19 protein-coding genes and 1 pseudogene are annotated in these 17,586 nt (G+C 69.1%); 13 read left to right on the forward strand and 7 right to left on the reverse strand.

What is annotated here, in order from left to right:
- Nucleotides 1–228: 228 nt before the first annotated feature.
- From BLU55_RS14135 to BLU55_RS14155, 4 genes are all read left to right on the forward strand, one after another.
- Nucleotides 229–1,077, forward strand: a complete 849-nt coding sequence (locus tag BLU55_RS14135) for an esterase/lipase family protein (protein WP_091730895.1) — start codon at nt 229–231, stop codon at nt 1,075–1,077.
- Nucleotides 1,078–1,188: 111 nt separating this feature from the next.
- A complete protein-coding gene (locus BLU55_RS14140) occupies nt 1,189–1,794 on the forward strand; it encodes a TetR/AcrR family transcriptional regulator (protein ID WP_091730897.1) in 606 nt (201 codons plus the stop codon).
- 1,322 nt (nt 1,795–3,116) lie between these two features.
- Nucleotides 3,117–3,761, forward strand: a complete 645-nt coding sequence (locus BLU55_RS14150) for a helix-turn-helix domain-containing protein (protein ID WP_091730900.1) — start codon at nt 3,117–3,119, stop codon at nt 3,759–3,761.
- A gap of 4 nt (nt 3,762–3,765) precedes the next feature.
- Nucleotides 3,766–4,260 carry a DNA/RNA non-specific endonuclease gene (locus BLU55_RS14155; protein WP_157682878.1) on the forward strand — a complete coding sequence of 165 codons (495 nt, stop codon included), beginning with the start codon at nt 3,766–3,768 and terminating at the stop codon, nt 4,258–4,260.
- A 294-nt stretch (nt 4,261–4,554) separates the two neighbouring features.
- Here the strand turns inward: BLU55_RS14155 and BLU55_RS14160 are convergent, their stop codons facing one another.
- The 4 genes from BLU55_RS14160 to BLU55_RS14175 form a co-directional block, all read right to left on the reverse strand.
- The gene (locus tag BLU55_RS14160; RefSeq protein WP_157682879.1) at nt 4,555–4,797 is read right to left on the reverse strand and encodes a hypothetical protein; all 243 of its coding nucleotides are present in this window, start codon (nt 4,795–4,797) and stop codon (nt 4,555–4,557) included.
- Between the two features lie 542 nt (nt 4,798–5,339).
- Complete coding sequence (locus BLU55_RS14165) at nt 5,340–6,581, reverse strand: esterase/lipase family protein (RefSeq protein ID WP_091730908.1); 1,242 nt, start codon at nt 6,579–6,581, stop codon at nt 5,340–5,342.
- Nucleotides 6,578–8,767, reverse strand: a complete 2,190-nt coding sequence (locus BLU55_RS14170) for a beta-glucosidase family protein (RefSeq protein WP_172833917.1) — start codon at nt 8,765–8,767, stop codon at nt 6,578–6,580. The genes BLU55_RS14165 and BLU55_RS14170 overlap by 4 nt, the downstream gene beginning before the upstream one ends.
- Nucleotides 8,768–9,116: 349 nt before the next feature.
- On the reverse strand, nt 9,117–9,665 hold the full coding sequence (locus BLU55_RS14175) for a TetR/AcrR family transcriptional regulator (RefSeq protein WP_157682880.1): 549 nt from the start codon (nt 9,663–9,665) through the stop codon (nt 9,117–9,119).
- A gap of 199 nt (nt 9,666–9,864) precedes the next feature.
- Between BLU55_RS14175 and BLU55_RS14180 the strand changes: the two are divergent.
- The 5 genes and pseudogenes from BLU55_RS14180 to BLU55_RS14200 form a co-directional block, all read left to right on the forward strand.
- Nucleotides 9,865–10,275: pseudogene (locus tag BLU55_RS14180) on the forward strand (DUF3263 domain-containing protein); the annotation flags it as partial.
- 79 nt (nt 10,276–10,354) lie between these two features.
- On the forward strand, nt 10,355–10,810 hold the full coding sequence (locus BLU55_RS14185; protein ID WP_157682881.1) for a hypothetical protein: 456 nt from the start codon (nt 10,355–10,357) through the stop codon (nt 10,808–10,810).
- Nucleotides 10,807–11,100: a WXG100 family type VII secretion target gene (locus tag BLU55_RS14190; RefSeq protein ID WP_091730921.1), complete on the forward strand. Its 294-nt coding sequence runs from the start codon at nt 10,807–10,809 to the stop codon at nt 11,098–11,100. The genes BLU55_RS14185 and BLU55_RS14190 overlap by 4 nt, the downstream gene beginning before the upstream one ends.
- Nucleotides 11,097–12,857, forward strand: coding sequence for an alpha/beta hydrolase (locus tag BLU55_RS14195; RefSeq protein WP_157682882.1), 1,761 nt, complete (start codon nt 11,097–11,099; stop codon nt 12,855–12,857). Before BLU55_RS14190 ends, BLU55_RS14195 begins: the two co-directional genes overlap by 4 nt.
- A 20-nt stretch (nt 12,858–12,877) precedes the next feature.
- Complete coding sequence (locus tag BLU55_RS14200; protein ID WP_157682883.1) at nt 12,878–13,399, forward strand: hypothetical protein; 522 nt, start codon at nt 12,878–12,880, stop codon at nt 13,397–13,399.
- Between the two features lie 343 nt (nt 13,400–13,742).
- Here the strand turns inward: BLU55_RS14200 and BLU55_RS14205 are convergent, their stop codons facing one another.
- Nucleotides 13,743–14,297: a hypothetical protein gene (locus BLU55_RS14205; protein ID WP_157682884.1), complete on the reverse strand. Its 555-nt coding sequence runs from the start codon at nt 14,295–14,297 to the stop codon at nt 13,743–13,745.
- A gap of 276 nt (nt 14,298–14,573) precedes the next feature.
- Here BLU55_RS14205 and BLU55_RS14210 point away from each other — a divergent pair, with 276 nt between their 5' ends.
- Nucleotides 14,574–15,047: a hypothetical protein gene (locus BLU55_RS14210; RefSeq protein ID WP_157682885.1), complete on the forward strand. Its 474-nt coding sequence runs from the start codon at nt 14,574–14,576 to the stop codon at nt 15,045–15,047.
- A gap of 8 nt (nt 15,048–15,055) precedes the next feature.
- Here the strand turns inward: BLU55_RS14210 and BLU55_RS14215 are convergent, their stop codons facing one another.
- Nucleotides 15,056–15,343 (reverse strand): hypothetical protein, encoded by a 288-nt coding sequence (locus tag BLU55_RS14215; RefSeq protein ID WP_157682886.1) that lies wholly within the window; start codon nt 15,341–15,343, stop codon nt 15,056–15,058.
- Between the two features lie 99 nt (nt 15,344–15,442).
- Here BLU55_RS14215 and BLU55_RS14220 point away from each other — a divergent pair, with 99 nt between their 5' ends.
- A complete protein-coding gene (locus BLU55_RS14220; RefSeq protein ID WP_091730936.1) occupies nt 15,443–15,928 on the forward strand; it encodes a hypothetical protein in 486 nt (161 codons plus the stop codon).
- Between the two features lie 3 nt (nt 15,929–15,931).
- Here the strand turns inward: BLU55_RS14220 and BLU55_RS14225 are convergent, their stop codons facing one another.
- Nucleotides 15,932–16,174 (reverse strand): helix-turn-helix domain-containing protein, encoded by a 243-nt coding sequence (locus tag BLU55_RS14225; protein ID WP_091733952.1) that lies wholly within the window; start codon nt 16,172–16,174, stop codon nt 15,932–15,934.
- Nucleotides 16,175–16,545: 371 nt separating this feature from the next.
- On the opposite strand from BLU55_RS14225, the gene BLU55_RS14230 reads away from it, so the two are divergent.
- Both BLU55_RS14230 and BLU55_RS14235 read left to right on the forward strand, forming a co-directional pair.
- Entirely contained in the window at nt 16,546–16,848 is a 303-nt protein-coding gene (locus tag BLU55_RS14230; RefSeq protein WP_197681000.1) for an excalibur calcium-binding domain-containing protein, read from the forward strand.
- The gene (locus tag BLU55_RS14235) at nt 16,848–17,561 is read left to right on the forward strand and encodes an HNH endonuclease family protein (protein WP_231916884.1); all 714 of its coding nucleotides are present in this window, start codon (nt 16,848–16,850) and stop codon (nt 17,559–17,561) included. The genes BLU55_RS14230 and BLU55_RS14235 overlap by 1 nt, the downstream gene beginning before the upstream one ends.
- Nucleotides 17,562–17,586: the final 25 nt, after the last annotated feature.

Raw genomic sequence — 17,586 nt, forward strand, 5'->3', positions numbered from 1 at the left:
CTACGCGACATGTGGGATCGCTCTCTTCCGAGTCAGGACGCACCGTCCGGCAGCTGACCCACCGCGCCCCCAGGGCGACGTCGTGACTACAATACCGAACACTGCACGCTTTTGATAGCCTCCGAATCGCCCCCAAGCGTGCTGACACGACCGCGGTAGGGGCCGGACTCCGAAGTCCGTCGTCATCGGCACCCCGTTCGGCTGCGCCACAGCTCTCAGGAGGATTTTGTGCCCATCACTCACCCCATGGACCTACCGTCGATCCGCTTTGGAAGAGTCCGTGTGCCACGCCCGCTGGCCGACGCTGACCTACCAGACGCTGATGCGGCGAGCATCCCGAACCTGTGTCTGGCGTCTCGGGAGTTCCTGACCGGGCTGGAATTGGTGCGCACCATCACCTCGCGCAGTGAGCTCGAAGTCATGCCTGATGGGGACGGCCACCCTGTGGTCGTCCTGCCGGGGTTCCTGGCGGGCCCGCTGTCCACGGTGGTGTTGCGTTCCTTCCTCCGCTCCCACGGTTACCGCACCTACGACTGGGGCCACGGTCGAAACCTTGGGGTCCGGGAGGAGATGCGGCTCTCACTCGAGCGTCGGCTGGAAGCGATCTGCGATCAGCACGGCCGGCGGACGAGCCTGGTTGGCTGGAGTGCCGGCGGCATCTTCGCTCGTGAGCTCGCGCGAGGAAGGCCGGATCTTGTTCGCTCGGTGATCACCATGGGAACGCCCATTCGAGGCAACATGCGCGCTACCGCCGCGTGGCCGAGTTACTCGCTGCTGAACCGCGGTCGGCACACACCGGACATGAGCCCGGAGTCGGTACGTCTGCGGTCGAGTCCTCTCGTGGTCCCCACAACGTGCATCTACAGCAAGTGGGACGGCATCGTGGCCTGGCAGCTGTGCACGAGTACACCCGCCCCGCGGACCGAGAACATCCAAGTGCACTGTCGTCACCTGGGCTTCGGTCATGACGTGGAAACTCTTCGAGTGATCGCCGACCGCCTAGCGCAGCCGGAGGGCCAGTGGGAGCCGTACCCCACCTCGCTCACACCCCGGCAGGCCGATCGACCTGTGGCCTGACTGCGAGCGCCGAAGGCAACAAGGCGGGCCGTGGACGTCTCACTGGGGTAGGGGTCCGGCGTCATTCTCGCGCCGCCTCCGACCTCGAGGCCGGGCGATAGCATCGTCAACGTGACTGCTGTCGTACGCCGCTACTCCAAGGGGGTGGCGAAGCGCGCCTCGATCCTCGACGCCGCCTTGGACGTGCTCGAGCGAGAAGGCGAGACGGGCGCCTCGCTGCGCACAATCGCGAAAGAGGCCGACATCAGCCTGGCCGGCCTCATCCACTACTTCCCCACGCGAGACGTCCTTTTCACAGAACTGCAGCATGAGCTCGACGAGCGTGCAGCGCAGACGTACTTCTCTGGCTTCCCCTCCGAGGACCCGGGGTCTCTGCTAGCTGCGGCCATGCGTGCCAACATGGAACGGCCCGTACTCGGGATGCTTCACCTGATGCTCTCGACAGCCGCCACTCGCCCTGATCACCCCGCCAGCGCGTACTTCAAGCAGCGGTACACACGCATGCACGATGTCTTCGCAGAGCACGTGCGAAAGCTGCAAGCCACCGGAGCGGTCGGCGAGGACCACGACCCCGACTACATCGCCACCGCGGTCATCGCCGCCGCCGACGGCATCCGCTTCCAGTGGCTCTCGGACCGTTCGATCGACATGCCTGGCCACGTGCTTCGGACATGGGACACGCTGCTGGGACGTGCGTCGCAGACCGTTTCCGACTAGCGGGTCTCGAGCGCAACCGGCCGTTGAGGGTGCGTGTAGGCCTGGTGTCACAGCCTGTGGGTCAACAGCTGGCGTGCCCTACCGCCGCTCGGCATGGAGCCTGGCTCGGAGACTCGCGCCTTCTCGCGGGGTGCCGCGGAAACCCGTGACGTGCTGCCGCACGTTGCGAATCTCCCATAGGTTCGACAACGCGTCCCAGTGCTTATCGCGCTCGTGTTCGCTCCCACCGAGACGGTTGACCCAGGTGCGCTTCAGCACAGTGACCGACTCTTCCGGCTCGTTCAGGAGGGGAGCAACCTCTACCCACCCAGTCGGCTCCACCTTCGGGCCGTCGGCGAGAACGACAGTGGTGTGAACGGGGTCTGCACCACGCGGCGCGCGACGCCACCGCCTACTGTCGACGTTGAACTGCACCGTCGGCTGCGGGTTGCCGTGCCAACCGTCCAGACCTTTGCCTTCTCGGTCGAACAGAAGCGCGATGGCGCAGAGGCGGTTCGCTCCGTCCAGAACAAGCTCACCTGACTGGGCCGCTGGGCTCCCCCAGAACCAGAGCAAGCCTGCGGTGTGCCCCGAAAGCAGGGTTTCGTACCGAGCCAGAGTTCGTTCCTCGTCCCAGACCTGCTCGGGTGCCTCCGCCGCGATCAGGTAGCGGCCCAGACGGAGATGGAGAGCGAGTTCGTGAAGTTTGATGGTGTCCGTGCCGACACCGTCCGGCTACCGCCACAACCCGCAACACACCCCCACTCAGATCGGATCCCGCAGCGAAAGGCCGGCGTGATCCCCCGCTCGCCATGTTGAGGCAGCTAGACGAGTTGCGGCCTCCGACCACAGAAGCTCTGGAACCGGTTCTGGGTCCCGCCGGAGGCTTCTCGGGCCCCTGCGCGCACGCTGCCCGGCCCGCGGCCCCTGGGCGCACGAGAAGGCCCTCGCGCGGGTGCGTGGCGGCCTCGGAGGGGCTCGGAGGGGCGATGTCCGGGGGTCCTGGGCGGACGTAGAGCGGGATCCCGGGGCTGTCCCGGGTGCGCGGCGAGGGTGGCGGGCCCCTAGGGGGCGCGGGCGCCGGGGGGTTCGGCGGCGCGGCGGTGCTGGGCGCCAGCAGCTGGTAGAGCGTGTGGCTGCGGGACCTGCCGCGATCCCACGTACGTCTTAGTCAGCCCACCCCACCACCCACCGGAAGGCTGACCACCCATCAACGCCTGGAGCCCTGAGGAGCCCTGAGGAGCCCTGAGGAGCTCGGTCTCCTCGAGCAGCGGTATCCGGGCATGCCGAGTCGGCACCAGCACGGTGGTGAGAACGGTTACCGGATCGGATAACATCACACTGTGGCACCGACCGCACCGCTCGACCGTCCTTACCCGGCCCAGAACCAGGACACAGACACGCGCACGCTCATCGACGGGCTGAACCAGGCACTCAGGGACAGCGGGCTGACCCAAAGCGACTTCGCGACCGCACTCGGCACGTCCGCCTCCCGGCTCTCGACCTACAGGAACGGGAAGACCACTCCCGCCGCGACGTTCTACCTGCGCGCCCGACGTATCGGGCACTGCCTACGGGAGGCGTACAGCCTGGGCTGGATGTCTTCAATTCGGACGGCCGACGCCATCGCAGAGGCCCTTGACGACGACGACAACACCTGGGCCTTGAAGATGGTGTTGCAGGGACGCGATCACCTGCATGCTCTGCTCTCTGAGCGTGACGACCTCGCCGGCGCATGGGAGGCGGCGCCACCGTCGACAGGCGCCACACAGTGGGACGTCTTGTTGGCCACGCTGGCAGGTCATGAGTTCGAGGCGGCGGGTCTGCGAGCCCCTGCGTGGACGCAGTGCGCGCCCCTGGCCAGTCCATGGGTCATCGAGAGCGCCCGAACGGATGCCGAGACCGTCAGGGAGCAGACGCCCGCTTGGCTGTCCCAGCTCGGCGTCTTCATCCGAGCGCACGATCTGGCCACCCAGGGAGCCGGGTGACGGCGTGAGCAGCGTGGGTAGCTCGGCGCGGGTGTCCTACAAGACTCCAAGCGTGGGCTACGAGATCGCGTTCCTCGGCCGCGACCTGGAGATCGCGTTACCCACCGTCGTGCCCTCCCTCGAGGCCAACCTCGTCCACCTCGACGGCTCGCCAAGCATCCCGTACACCCGGTTCTCGTTGTCGATGAGCCGGTCCCGGCGCCTGGCCCGGTGGGTTGCCTGGAACATCGACGGCGCCAATTTCGAGTTCGCCGACTCCATCAGCCGCGACGGCGTCGACTGCCGCCCCGACCCCCGACTCCCCCTCGACGTGCAGACACTCGAGGACGTCGTCTACGCCACCAACTCGCTCGACCGCGGCCACCTCGCCCGCCGCGCCGACCTGTTGGGGGCTCGCTCGCCGAGGCCCGCCAGGCCAACGAGGACTCGTTCTACTTCAACAACATCGCCCTCAGCGCGACACCTCCAACCAGACCAGGGCAGCCGGAGTGTGGGGTGAGCTCGAGGACGCGCTGCTGGACTCCGCGAAGGCGGACCGGCAGCGCGTCAGCGTGTTCGCCGGCCCCGTCCTGGCCCCGACGACCTCCCCTACCGCGGTGTCCTGGTGCCGTACACGTTCTGGAAGCTCATTGCGTACGCGACCGATGCACAGGGCACGCGGGTGCGGCTCAGCCCGACGTCCCAACCGGTCAGCGATTAGCGCGAGGTCACCGGTGTGGGCCTGAACCAGAACCGGGGCCCCAGCCTCAACCCGCCCCCGGCCTAGCGCCACGACAGCGTCGCTCGAACGTGATCAGTCGACCGGCTCGAAACGAACCATCCGCATGTTGCCGCCATCCCCGAGCGATTCCCCCGGCCTGGGGACGAGCGTGAAGACATCATCGACCTCTTCGTCGTCGTCGGCCTCGCCTGCAGCTTGCAACTTGGCTAGCGCCGCCGCGATCTCCGCCTCCAGCAGGTCAGCTAGCTGTTCACTCCTGAACATTGCCGGCCGCGAACGCGAACCCGGGAACATCTCTGCAACAGCCGTATCCATGTCGACGACCGTCCGTAGACGCCCAGACTCCGCAACATTCCCTGCCGAGTACGAGCGAGCGCCGGCCCCACCACGAACGCACCCGACTGCGAGGCCACCTGAGCCTCAACACCCTCTCGCCCAGCTCCCGGCCCTGGGCCAAGTGGTCCGCATCATCGACCGCGACTTCGGCAACGGCCAGAAGCAAGGTTGATGTCACTCCCAGGTCTGCCGTCATCGCTTGCGAACGGTCCGAACACCGACGCGTGCACCGGCGCACGATCAATGGGATCGAACCAGCGTGGGAGCGGCTCCAGCACTTGCCCGCATCGACGCCACGATGAGGAGCGCTCCAGATGACGCACTCGCAGGGGCGCGTGCCGCCTAGCCAGCGTCGCGCAGCACTCGGGGGACGAAGGTTGCCTGCGCCGGCCCGTACTGCTCTGAACCATGTTCACGTCGCGGTCGATCAGCTGGACATGGGGCTCTGCCTGTAGGGCTGCCCGCAGATCGCGCGAGCATCTCGGTCCAAGTCGTAACGAGGAGGCATGCCTTCCGGCGAGTTAGCGCAACCGCCGCTGGACAGGGGCCAGGCCTCGTGCGCGCAGGGTGATGGTGTCGTGCCGCGTCAGGCGCGGTAGGCGTAACGAGGCACGCCCTTCAGGTCCAACTGGTGCGCGGCGGTCAGCCACGTAGAACGTGGCGAAAGGCAACGGCCAATGCTCGCGCCCAGCTTCGCCGACAGCGCGGAGGGCGAGCCGGTACGCGCCGTTGCTGGCACGAGAGCTGCGCACGCGAATAGTGGCGTGTGGCCTGGGCGCTGGCCCCTTTGCGAAGGCGGCGAGAGGGGGTTCGGAGGTGATCTGTTTCGCGCCAGCGATCGCGACGGCGGAGTAGGCAGCGCCTCGTCTCTGCTGACGGTCGGCTTCTTGTTCGTCAATGCCGGCGCTGTACTTCTGTGCGCACAGCACCCGGGAAATCCGAGCCGGACGGGCCGGACCGACATGAGTTAGGGCGTCACGCACCAGGGCGACGGCGATGGCGTCGTACTGCATCTGGGTGTGGCTGACATCGCGACCGGGGCAGATTGACTGCACGGCGATGTTGGTGTCGTCCGAGTCGCCTCGAATCACTGGCGATGGGGCGTTGACGGTGGTGTCGGTCGTTGAGTAAAAGACGGAGTAGTCGACTCGACCAGGTGTTTCGTCGCCGGCGTTGAGTGCGGACAGAAATTGCGAGCCGGGTCTCTGCTGCCAAATACCGGCGGGACACGCGGCGACGCACAAGGCGTCAGCTAGGGGCGCGCCGTGGTTGCTGGGCGCCAGGCCGATGACGTCACCTACAAGTGAGCGCGTGTCGGGCCACCACTTGAGCACCCACCGCAGGAGCATGCCGCCCTGGCTGTGGCCCACGAGGTTCACCGGTCGGTGGTAGCGGTCGACCATGGCCCGGATCGAGGCGACGACGAAGTGGGAGGCGATGTTGATGTCGCCTACGGCGTTGGCGGGCAGCCGGACGGTACAGACGGTGTAGCCATCTCGGCTGAGCAGGGGGCGCAGGCCCTCGGACCACGAGATGTCAGGGGTGGTGGACGTTCCGTGCACCAACAGCACGGGCGCCTTGCCCGCTTCGTGTTGTGGACAATCGAGCGCGTCATCAAGCTCGGTCGCTGTGGCGGCGAGGTGCGGACCTGGAGCCGGCCGGGTCTCGGCGGCCCGCGCGTCTGCTTGGGGGGTCGCGGCGAGGCTGGTTGCCGTCAGCAGTGTGACGAGGAGAGCTGCGAGGGTGCTGACCCGCCCGCTCATGAGCTGGCCCGTTGGCTCGAGGCGGGCGGCGCCAGCGGCAAGTCGAAGAGACCTGTGACCGGCAGACGCAATCGCGCCCCAGGGCAAGCGGCGCCGCGCGCGATGACCGCGCTGCTCGTGAGCGTGCGCGAGGACATGCCAATGCTCAGGCGGTGGCAGCCGCGTGGGATCCGCCAGCCTCCTTCACCTCGCAGGGAGGAGTCCCAACTGGCGAAGCTGCGGTCGTTGAGGGGAAGTGAGACCCGAACAGACCGCCCAGCAGGGATGTGCACCGAGTGGCTCGCGGCGAGCTGGCGGACCGGTTGCCGCAAGGGGCGGGTAGAGGGCTTGGAGACGTAGAGCTGTGGGACGGCGATGCCGGGTCGGCGGCCGACGTTGCGGATGGTGACGTGTGCGGTGGCGACGGCGCCTCGCGGGCCGCCGCGGGTGACGGTGAGGTTGCCGTAGCGGAAGCGGGTGTAGGAGAGCCCGGCGCCGAACGGGTAGGCGGGCCGCAGCTTGTTGGCGTCGAACCACCGGTACCCCACGAGCAGTCCCTCGCTGTAGAGAGCACTGTTGGCGACCCCGGGGTAACGACGTCGGTCTCCTGCTGTCGGTAGCTGATCGGCGGTGGCGGGGAAGGTAGCGGGGAGCCGGCCTCCGGGGTCGACGTCGCCCCACAGGACGCGGGCAAGGGCGCTGCCACCGGCCTGGCCCGGGTACCAGGCCTCGAGGACAGCCGCCACCTTGTTGCGCCATGGCGTCAGGACCGGGCCGCCGGTCTGTAGCGCGACGACGGTACGGGGCTGGGCCGCTGCGACCTGGCTGACGAGCCGGTCGTTGTCGGTGCCGTTGATGGGGCACGTGCGTTCCACACAGTTGGAGCCGCTGGTGATCAGGGTGGAGTTGCTGGTCAGAGCGTCGTTGCTGCAGTTCATCGAGACGCAGGTCTTGTCGGTGCCTTCGCTCTGTACGTCGCCGACGACGACGATGGCGACGTCGGCGGCTCGGGCCTGGCGGGCGGATTCCGCGGGGTCCGACCCATCGGTGAACGTCACGCGGACTGCCCGGCCGGCACGGTCGCGGATGCCGTCGAGCGCAGTGACCACGGCGCCTGGTCGGGGCTCAACGCCGCCAGACCCTCCCCCGGTGACGAACTCGTCGGCGTAGGTTCCGACAACGGCGATTCGCTTGGTGCTGCCCTTGAGGGGCAGGACGCCGTTGTTCTTGAGCAGCGTGATCGCGCGTTCCTCGATCTGGCGGGCGAGCACGTCGTGCTGGGCGAAGGGGATCTGCTGGTCGTCGTCGGTGAAGCCGCTGCGGTCGAAGAATCCGAAGGCGAACAGAGTCCCGATGATGGCGTGCACGCGCTTGTCCAGCGTGCTTTCGCTGACCTGGCCCAGCGTGAGCGCCGCCCGGATCTGAGTCGGCGAGTAGGAGCGGTCAAGTAAACCTTGCGCGGGAACGAAGTCGAGCCCGGCATTGAGGCCGGTCGCGGTCCCCTTGGAGGCGCCGTAGTCGGAGATGACCATGCCGCGGAAGCCCCACTGCTGGCGCAGGATCGTGTCGAGGAGGAACTTGTTCTCGCAGACGTGGACCTCGTTGACCTTGTTGTATGAACACATCAAGGTGCCGACCTTGCCCTGCTTGACCGCCGCCTCGAAGTGGGGGAGGTAGACCTCGCGCAGGGTCCGTTGGGTCATGTTGGCCGAGACGTTGGTGCGGCCTCCGTCGGCGGAGACGAACGGCGGCAGCCCGAGTTGGCCCTCCTGGTTGTTGCCGGCGTAGTGCTTGATGTCTGCAATGACCCCGGTGCTCTGGGCGCCCTGGACCCAGGCGACGCCGGTGCGTGCGTTCTGCAGCGTTTCCTCGCCGTAGGACTCGTACGTGCGCCCATTCTGCGGAGTGCGCAGGATGTTCACGGACGGGCCGAGCACGATGTCGTTGCCCTTCGCCTTGGCCTCGGTGGCCACGGCGCGGCCCGCCCGCCGGGCCAGGCCCAGGTCCCAAGTAGCGGAGAGGGCCATCGGCACGGGAAGCGCGGTCGCGACTCCTTGCCGCACGCCGACTGGGCCGTCACTGAGGTAGACCACAGGCAGCCCGAGACGTGGGACCGCGACCGTGGCACCGGTGTGACCACCCGGCACGATTCCGTTGTGTACGACCCCCTGGCCCCCAAGCAGGGAAACCTTCTCGTCGAGAGTCATCGCCGTCACAAAGCGGTCCGCACGCACGGATGCCGACAACCGCTGGTCGCACCACGAGTGCGCGTCGGGCGTTGGGCAAGGGGCGGGGGTGCCTGCCTCAGAGCGCACCCGAGACGCACGATCCATAGGAGCGGCTCCGCTGGTCGGCGCAGCGAGCGTCGAGGTCGAGACCGTGATCCCTATTGCCAGGACGAGCGCTCGTTTGAGGGCGGTGATTGCCGTCATCTTCTGGACCTTCCGTGAGTGTGATTCCACCCTCACCAACGCTTGACTCACCGTCAAGTTACGAGGGTCACACAGAAGATTCAGTCGATGACCGCGGTCATGGCGCGGTGGGTTCGGCGCGTGGTCAGAGGGAGCGAAGGCCGGCTTCGACCAAGGCCGAGACCTGGTCGCGAGCAGAGTTGATGTCTAGGTTCAGCTCAAGTGCCGTTTCGCAGACTTGGCGAGCTGCCCCCACGCAGGCGGCCGCCAGGATCCTCGCGTCAGAGGCCGTCAGGTGCGGAGACCCTGAGGCAGTTCGGTGGAGGACGACTTCGGTGAGGAACCCAATGATGTCGTTGACCAGGTCATGCCCGATGTGTGTAGCAGGGCCGCCTCGAGTTGTACCTAGCAGCAGCGCTAGTCCCACTCGGCGGGTCGTGCCGAAGTCGAAGAACGCCCCCATGGCGACCTGAACCAGATCGTGCAGCGACAGGTCTACCGAGCTCTCGTAGGTCACACGCAGACGTTTGGAGAGTAGCTGCGCCTCTCGTTCCAGTACGCGCGAATAGACCTGCTCTTTGCCGCCGATGCGGTCGTAAAGCGTCTGTTTGGTCGTACCGGCGGCCGCCCCCAGGTTGTCCATTTGGGCGCCGTGGTAGCCGAACTCTCCGAAGACAACCAGGGCAGCATCCAAGAGGTCGTCGTCGGAAAACCGACGACGCCCAGGAGCGGTAGACACCTTGTCCTCAATGGCTTCATCTTACCGAGCCGCCCGCCGCAGCGTTGGCCCTGCGCGCGTTGCCATCGGCGGGGAGGCGGCGTCTCGCTGAGCCCCTGGAGACCGCGTCAGCAGAAGTAGTCGTGGGCGGAACACTTGCTTCGACCGGTTCGGGTGGACGCTCACCCGCTACCACCAGGTCCTCGACGCGCTACTGGACCGGCCCGAAGCGGCGACGCACGCACCCCAGCTGGTCGCTCGCTTGAACCGGCTGAGGGAGACCCGAGCCGAGCGCGCACCACCGACGCCGAGACGTAGGTGCAGTGGTCTGCACGCGGTGTGGGCGCAGCTCTGGTGGCTGACGCGCGCCGGGGCCGTCGGTCCCTCACGACCTAGCACCTGGCTAGCAGCCGCACCGACTCCGGAGCCGGGGACGCGGCCGCATGGGCGACGGGAGTCCGGGTGCGACGTGGGCAGGCGGGTTCTCGCCACGGTGGGGATGCCCACGAGAAATGGGGTTCGTGATCTCTGGCTCGTAGGTAGCCTCACGTCGTTCTTCCTGGGGGGAATGACCTGTGCCTGTTGACGACTCCACCGCCCGCGAGGCGGTCCTGGCCGATCCGGTCCTCGGCGCTGTGCGCCGACGTCACCCTGATGTCGATGTCGTGCTCCTGCCACCAGAGGACGAGACCGCAGCACCGGAGCCGATGGGCGCCGACGAGCTCGCCGCACTGGTCGCACGTGACGAGCGAGAGCTCGAGCTCACGCTCGAGGACGTCGCCCTGCCGGTCGAGCAGTTACCGCGGTGGTCCGCGGGCACGGTCCCGGGCACTCTTGTGCGGCGTTGCGTGCGCGCTCGGTCCGGGCTGACGCCGACGGACGCCGAGGCCCTGGTGGCGTCGCTGACCGTCGCGCTCGAGGAGCACGGGTGGCGGGTCGATGAGACCGCGGCGGGTCACTCCCGGTGTCGTGCCACCTCGGCCAGCGACACGGTGAGCGTGGAGGTGCTGCACGTGGTCGCGACGGGCCGGGTCGCGGTCATCGCCGACGCCGGCCCCTACCCGGTCACCGACGACCTCGCCCAGACGTTGCGACGCCAGCAGCGGGAGGTGGCGTCGTGAGCGGCTACGAGCTCGTACCCGCCGACCTGCTGGACCGGGCCGGCGACTGGCAGGACGCAGAGGCCGCGATGGCCACAGCCCGCTCCGCCATCGCCGGACTCGACGGCTCATCGTTCAGCGACACCGTCGCGTCCGCGGTCCAGGGGTGGCTGGACGCCTGGACCGAGCACGCGACGGTGCTGCGCGACGCGGTCGACCGGGCCGGGCACACCCTGGAGCAGAACGCGCTGACCTACCGCAGCAGCGACCAGGACGTCGCAGGCGGCTTCTCGGCGGGCGGGTCGTGGTGACGACCTACGTCGTGGACGTGCCGGACTCACGTCCGGCCCGCATCGAGCACCCGCAAGGCACCCCAGCGGGCGTCGAGGACTTCGCCGAAACCCTGTTCCGGGTCCGGGCGCGCTACGACGACCTCGCCGAGAACGAGCCGGCGATGCGGCTGGACTGGATGGGGCAGGCCGGCGAGCGCTACTACGACACCCTGCAGCAGCTCACCGGACAGGCGAGCACCATGGCCGCCGGCATCCGGGTCGTCGCCCGGGCAGCCACCGCGTACGGCGAGACGCTGACCGAGCTGAAGCAGCGCGGCCGCGACCTCGCCGAGCGCAAACGGTCGCTCGACGACCAGGCCGACTCGCTACGGCAGCAGGTGCGGCAGGTCGTCGACCCCGACGACGCCTGGTACTTCGGGATGTTGCGCGCGTGCCAGGGGCTCGCGATGTCCTACGGGCAGCTCGAGACCGACCACGACACCCTGCAGGCCGACGTCGCCGCGAACGACGAGGCGTTCATCGCCGTCCTGTCCGGGAACCGCACCCTGGCCGACGTCATCGAGGGCGGCGCCGACGACACGGCGGTCGAGAACGCGCTGGCCCGCCCCGGTGCACCCGGCTCCGGTGCTGATGCGGCCGCGACCCGACGCTGGTGGGACGCCCTCAGCGCGGCCGAGCAAGCGGCCGTCCTCGCGGCGCGCCCCGACCTGCTCGGCGGCGCCGACGGGCTGCCGGCGGGCGTGCGCGATGCCGCGAACCGGGTCCTGCTCGCCGAGGACCTCGCGACCCTGGAGGCGAAGGAGGCCAGCGGCGAGCTCGACGGCGACGAACGCGACCGGCTGCGCAACGTGCGCGCGGTCCGCGACGCGCTCGAGGACGCCGACGGCTTCCACGACCCGGTGACCGGCGAGCTCACCGGCGGGCAGCTGTGGATGTACGACCCCGACAAGTGGGACACCGAGAACGGGGCCGTGGCCATCGCGGTCGGGGACCTCGACACCGCCGACCGGCTCGCGGTGCGCGTGCCCGGCATCACGAACGAGATCGTCGACGCGCCCGCACTGACCGCCGAGGCGTACAACCTCTACGAAGGCGCGCGCAACCTCGGTGACGGAGACTCGGTCGCCTCGATGATGTGGCTCGGGTACGACACCCCCGACGCGTTCTGGGACCCTGACACCGTGAGCAACGACCGCGCGCGTGAAGGTGGTGCCGCCCTCGCCGACTCCGTGTCGGGCCTGAAGGCCGGCGCCGAGCACGACCAGGCCGTCACCGTCATCGGTCACAGCTACGGGTCGACGACCGTCGCCCACGCAGCCTCCGACCACACCATGGACGTGGAGGACGTCGTCCTGGTCGGCAGCCCGGGCGGGGGCGACGGCAACAGTGCCGCCGACCTCCGTGTCGGCACCGACCACGTGTGGGCCGGACGCGCGAGCCGCGACATCGTCCCGACGACCGCCGACCACGGGTGGGTCGGCGCACCGAACCTGGGTCGCGACCCGGCCGAGGACAAGTTCGGCGCGCAGCGCTTCCAGGCCGAGAGCGTGGAGCGGACCGACGGGCATCGCGGCATCGCCGACCACGGCCGCTACTTCGCCCGCAACTCTGAGTCGCTGTGGAACATCTCCCACATCGTCAACGGCGACTACGAGCCCGTACGTGACTCCCTCGCCGAACCGGTCCACGACCCGTTCTTCGGAGGCCCGGAAGATCCTGAGGTCGACCGCGACCCGACCGTGAAGCCGACGACCAGGCAGCCGGGGCAGTGGTGAGGCGCGCAGCCAGGCATGCGGTGCTGGTGCTCCTCGCAACGGCCGTGCTTACCGCCTGCGGCGGCGGCAACAGCAGTAGCAGCGGCAACGGCGGCGGGGACACCGGAAGCGGCCTCGGTGACCCAGACGAGGGAGCCGCCCGCCTGCAGGCGCAACGACCCCAGGTCGACCGGGCCGGCGCATCACTCGGGAAGGCGCTGGCCGAAAAGCTGGGCGGGACGACCGAGACCGGGCCCATGCAGTACGACCTCTGCTCCTCGGCGCCTGTCGAGGGCCTGAGCTACTACGCGCAGTGGCGCATCCGCGACCCGGAGCCGGCTCCCACGCTCGACGCCGCCACCGCGGCCGCCAAGGCAGCTGGGTGGAAGATCGGTGACACCTCACCCGCCGAGGGCCAGCTCCCCGAGAGCGTCGCCATGACCTCCAACGGCCTGAACGCCCAGCTCAGCGTCGATGACGGAGTGGTCGGCTGGAGCGTCGCGACCAGGTGCATCCGGGTCACACCTGAAGAAGCCAACAAGAGCGTCGGTCCCGCGTCCTGACCGCGCCTGCTCAGCCAGCAGGCGCGCCTCGCAACGCCATTCAGCGGCCTGGTCGACGACGACGGTCGACCGATCTCGAAGCGCCAACACCAACCCGCCACCCGCGCCGCACACGACAGCTCCGGTTCTCGCCGAGGTGACGGCCGCCCAGGCGGCCGAGGTCGTCGCGGCGCCACCGGCGCGGTCCGCATTCACTGACTGGGTCGTGACGACGCGGCGAATCCCTGCCCGGATCTCCAAGACGAGCTCCACGCCGCGAGGACACCCCTCGTCCGTGCTCGGGCACGGCAGCGCGCCTGTCGCGGCGTGGGGTGGGCACGAGGCCCGTCTGGCCGAGCTGGGCTTAGGTCCAGTCGTTCCGTCGCCCGTGGGCGCTCGACCAGCCGCTGGCCGCGTCGGCGAGGACCTGCCGGTACTGCTCGGCATCAAAGGTCACGGTCGGCAGATCCAGCTGATCGGGGAGAAGGTCGGCGTCGGCGTCGGGGTCGTCGACGGGGTCTGGCCAGGTGGAGTCTTCGTTGAACGGACCGTCGTACTCGCCGGCGTGGAAGGCGTAGAACCGGCGCCACACGACGGTGTCGCCGCGTCGTTCGATGAGCGCGGTGAGGGTGCCGCAGCCGAAGACGCCGCAGTTGCAGCCGTACAGGCCGATGCGTTGTGGCGGGTCGGTGGGGAGCAGCGCGCCGTTGTCGAGGAGGTCGCCTGGGTGGTTCCCGGTCGAGAAGCTGCTGGAGCCCAGCGGGTCCTGTCCGTTGAGGAGCAGTCGAACTTCTGGCCCGGCCTCCGGGCCGCGGTCGACCCGAACCCCGAGGCGGGTCACCGTACCCTCGGGCGCAGCCCGCTCCAGCGGCTGGCGCAGGCGGCCGTTGGAGCGGTCGCGGCGGCTGGACGGACGCATGGTGACGACACTACGTACCGACAGGACGAGCGCCCTCGGTCTGTGCCGCCCGGCTCAGCCGGTGACGTCGAACGCAGCCTTGTACTGCTTCGCGACCGACGGTGGCAGGGTGCCGGCCAGCCGTCTGGCCTGCCCATCGTGCTGCACGGGCCCACCGGCGCGCAGGCACTTCGGTCCCTCGCCGAACTGTCACGCATCGACGGGACAGATGCAGAGGACTGCACCTGTTGGTAACCCGATGGGGACATGTCGGTGGTGACAGGCAGCATCAGCGTCGTGAGCGAGCGCGATGACGGCATGTGCGAGGGCCCGGAGGGACTTGAGGTGGACCCCGCAACGGGCTACCTGCCGAGCCCGGTACCGAGCGACCGGCGGCTGTGGCCCGGCGAGCGGCCGTTCACCGCGTTCGGTCACCTCGGTGTCGACATGCTCGACCTGCGGGTGTTCGACCAGGACGTCTGGTGGGTGTCGCGTGTCGGGGAGCCGCACCGCCTTGGAGCGATGTCTGAGGAGTACGTCGAGAACGTCATCGCGTTCCTGGTCGAGTGCGCCGAGACGTACTTCGTGGAGACGCAGCGGCGGTGGTTCATCCAGACGATGGGCGACCAGCTCCTGTTCGGAGAACCGGGCGCCGACGTGCTCGCCGTCGCTGCGGGCGCTCCGGTGTGGTCGGACCTGGACGCGATCACGTGGCTGGAGTCGACGCCGCTGATGAGGGCGCTGCGCAGCCGGCTCGCCGGGCGGGGATGAGCAGGCAGCTACTGACGGGACCGGTTGACCCGCGAGGAGAAGACATCCGCGCGCACGCCTGTGAGCGAGACGTGGACCTTGGAGCTGTCGCGCACGGCCGCACGCAGAACCTTGTCCCGGTCCTCGCGGCTGATGACGACCCTCTTGGGGGCCGCCACAACCACGGGCGCGGCCACGGTCGACGTGCTGGCGCGATGGGTCATGGACACACGCACCTTGGAGTCGTCCAGCAGGGCCTCGCGGAGCACCCTGTCTCGGTCTCCACGGCTGATGACGACCTTCCTGGGCGCGCTCATGGACCCATTGTGCGCCCCCGGCGCAGCGTGCTGGAAGGTCTGAGGAGCGCCGGCCAGAACCCGCGGCGACGTGTCGGCGTCAGCGGGCAGGATGAGGCCGTGCGCGACCCCCACCCCCACCCCGACGCCGGGCCCGGGACCGGCGAGGGCACCGACTGCCCGAGCGGCTGTCGGGCCCGTGGCTTGCGTGGGCCTGTGCCGTCTGCTCAGGAGGCCGCCGACGCGGTGCGGGTGGCGATGGCGCGCGGGGACGGGGACCGCACGTTCGCGGTCGTGCTGGAGGTCCGGGACCGGCTGCGTGACGCTCTGGCGCTCCGAGAAGAACCCGCACTCGTGGCCGACGCGTGGGTGAGGCGCCCAACCGGCCTGGAGGGCCCTTGGTTCGTGCTGCTGGCCGTACTCGTCCACCACGAGTTCGAGCGCGTGAACTTGCCGCCGCCAGCATGGACGGCTGCGCAGCAACTGCCGACTGCGTGGGTATTGGACACCCCCCGCCTCACCGACGCCGAGATCCGCGACCAGACCCCGACGTGGCTCGCGGCCCGCAACATCTACATCGCGGTCAAGGACCTCGGCACGCTGTGAGGGCTACAGCTCAGTCGCGGATGGTTCCTCGCCCTCGGCGAGCGGATGCGCCCGCACCCACTCGGCAGTCTCGGCCCAGGTGCGTTCCAGGTACGCCTCCAGGTGCGTGCGTTCGACGCGCCACTGACCGCGGCCCCCGATCTTCCCGGCCGGCAGGTCGCCGCGGCGCACCAGCGCGTACACCTGGGCCCGGCTGATCGCGAGCTCCTCGGCGACGGCGTCGAGGGTGAGCATCCGGGCAGGCATGCGCCGCACGGTACCGGGGCAGCCGCCGGGAGCTGACGGCTCCACGACCCGACCCGACCCGCCGCGACCTCGACCGCATTCGCGACGGCCGCAACCACGGCCGGGCCGTGGGTGTCCCAGCAGCAGCGGTGCCATGGCGACTGGACAGCCAGTGGGGTGCGGAAGGTAGGTGCCCCAGTCAGGTCTGCGCTTCACCCGTTTGGTTTCCGACCAGCATGCGAGCCGGAGCTCCTCCTGCGTCTAGCCCACGCAGCTGTCAGGTGAGCCCAGCGACGCCAAGCGGCCCCGCGTCGGCCCCGTCACGCCTACGCTCCTTCTCGCCCCCGAACCTGGGAGCAGCGAACCTCCACCTCACTCTCGGGAGCAGCACCGTGTCCAACGTGAAGTCCTTCGGCGCCGCCGTCGCCACCGCCGTCCTCACCACCACCCTCGGCGCCGCAGGCGCCATCGGCATGGCCGCGCCCGCGCAGGCCCACACCACCGGCATCCACGACAACTGCACAAAGCTCAACGCGAAGTGGAAGCACGGCGTGGGCCGCGCCAACGCCGTCGACAAGACCAGCGGGGAGAAGGTGCGGAACTTCTACCACAACACCAAGGTGTACAAGACCGCCGTCGCGCACAACTCCACCCTGGACCGCGACAAGGACGGCATCGCCTGCGAGAAGCGCTGATGAGCACCCCCGGCACGCGGACACGACCGGTGAGGCGCGACGCCCCCGGGCGTTCGATGCGGACCCTCGCGCTCTCAGCCACGTTCGCCGTCGCCGCCAGCGCCGGCGTGGTCGCGACCGGTCCGGCCGCGCACGCGGACACGCAGTCGGTCCGGCTGCGTGCCGCGGTCCGGGGCCTGCCGGTCGCAACCGAGGTCCGGACCGGGTACGAGCGGAGCAAGTTCCGCGACTGGTACGACGCCGACGACGACTGCCAAGACACCCGCGACGAGGTCCTGACCGCCGAGGCGCTGGTCAAGGTCACCGCCTGCGACGTGAAGTCGGGTGAGTGGCGTTCCTACTACGACGGCGTCACCACCAAGGACTCCTCGACGTTCGACATCGACCACATGGTGCCGTTGGCCGAAGCATGGGACTCCGGCGCCCGCCGGTGGACGACCGAGACGCGTGCCCGGTACGCGAACGACCTGGGCGACGGGCGCGCCCTCGTCGCGGTGAGCGCGTCGTCGAACCGCAGCAAGGGCGACCAGGACCCAGCCGAGTGGATGCCGGCGCTCGCGAAGTGCCGCTACGTCCGCGAGTACGTCGCGGTGAAGATGCGGTGGCGGCTGAGCGTGAACAAGGCCGAGAAGACGACGCTGACCAAGCGCGCGTCGACCTGCAAGAACGTGGTCATCAAGGTCCGGCGAGCAGCCGTGGAGCTGCAGAAGTGAGGCGCAAGATGGTGCGGTCGAGCAC

Origin of the sequence: Nocardioides scoriae, assembly GCF_900104965.1 — a bacterium.
Taxonomy (GTDB): Bacteria; Actinomycetota; Actinomycetes; order Propionibacteriales; family Nocardioidaceae; genus Marmoricola; species Marmoricola scoriae.

Bases quoted from the DNA above. Each gene is read 5' to 3' on its own strand.
- BLU55_RS14170 (WP_172833917.1), bottom strand. From the start codon at position 8,767: ATGACTCTCGACGAGAAGGTTTCCCTGCTTGGGGGCCAGGGGGTCGTA.
- BLU55_RS14160 (WP_157682879.1), bottom strand. From the start codon at position 4,797: ATGGATACGGCTGTTGCAGAGATGTTCCCGGGTTCGCGTTCGCGGCCG.
- BLU55_RS14205 (WP_157682884.1), bottom strand. From the start codon at position 14,297: ATGCGTCCGTCCAGCCGCCGCGACCGCTCCAACGGCCGCCTGCGCCAG.
- BLU55_RS14225 (WP_091733952.1), bottom strand. From the start codon at position 16,174: ATGCCTGCCCGGATGCTCACCCTCGACGCCGTCGCCGAGGAGCTCGCG.
- BLU55_RS14215 (WP_157682886.1), bottom strand. From the start codon at position 15,343: ATGAGCGCGCCCAGGAAGGTCGTCATCAGCCGTGGAGACCGAGACAGG.
- BLU55_RS14165 (WP_091730908.1), bottom strand. From the start codon at position 6,581: ATGAGCGGGCGGGTCAGCACCCTCGCAGCTCTCCTCGTCACACTGCTG.
- BLU55_RS14235 (WP_231916884.1), top strand. From the start codon at position 16,848: ATGAGCACCCCCGGCACGCGGACACGACCGGTGAGGCGCGACGCCCCC.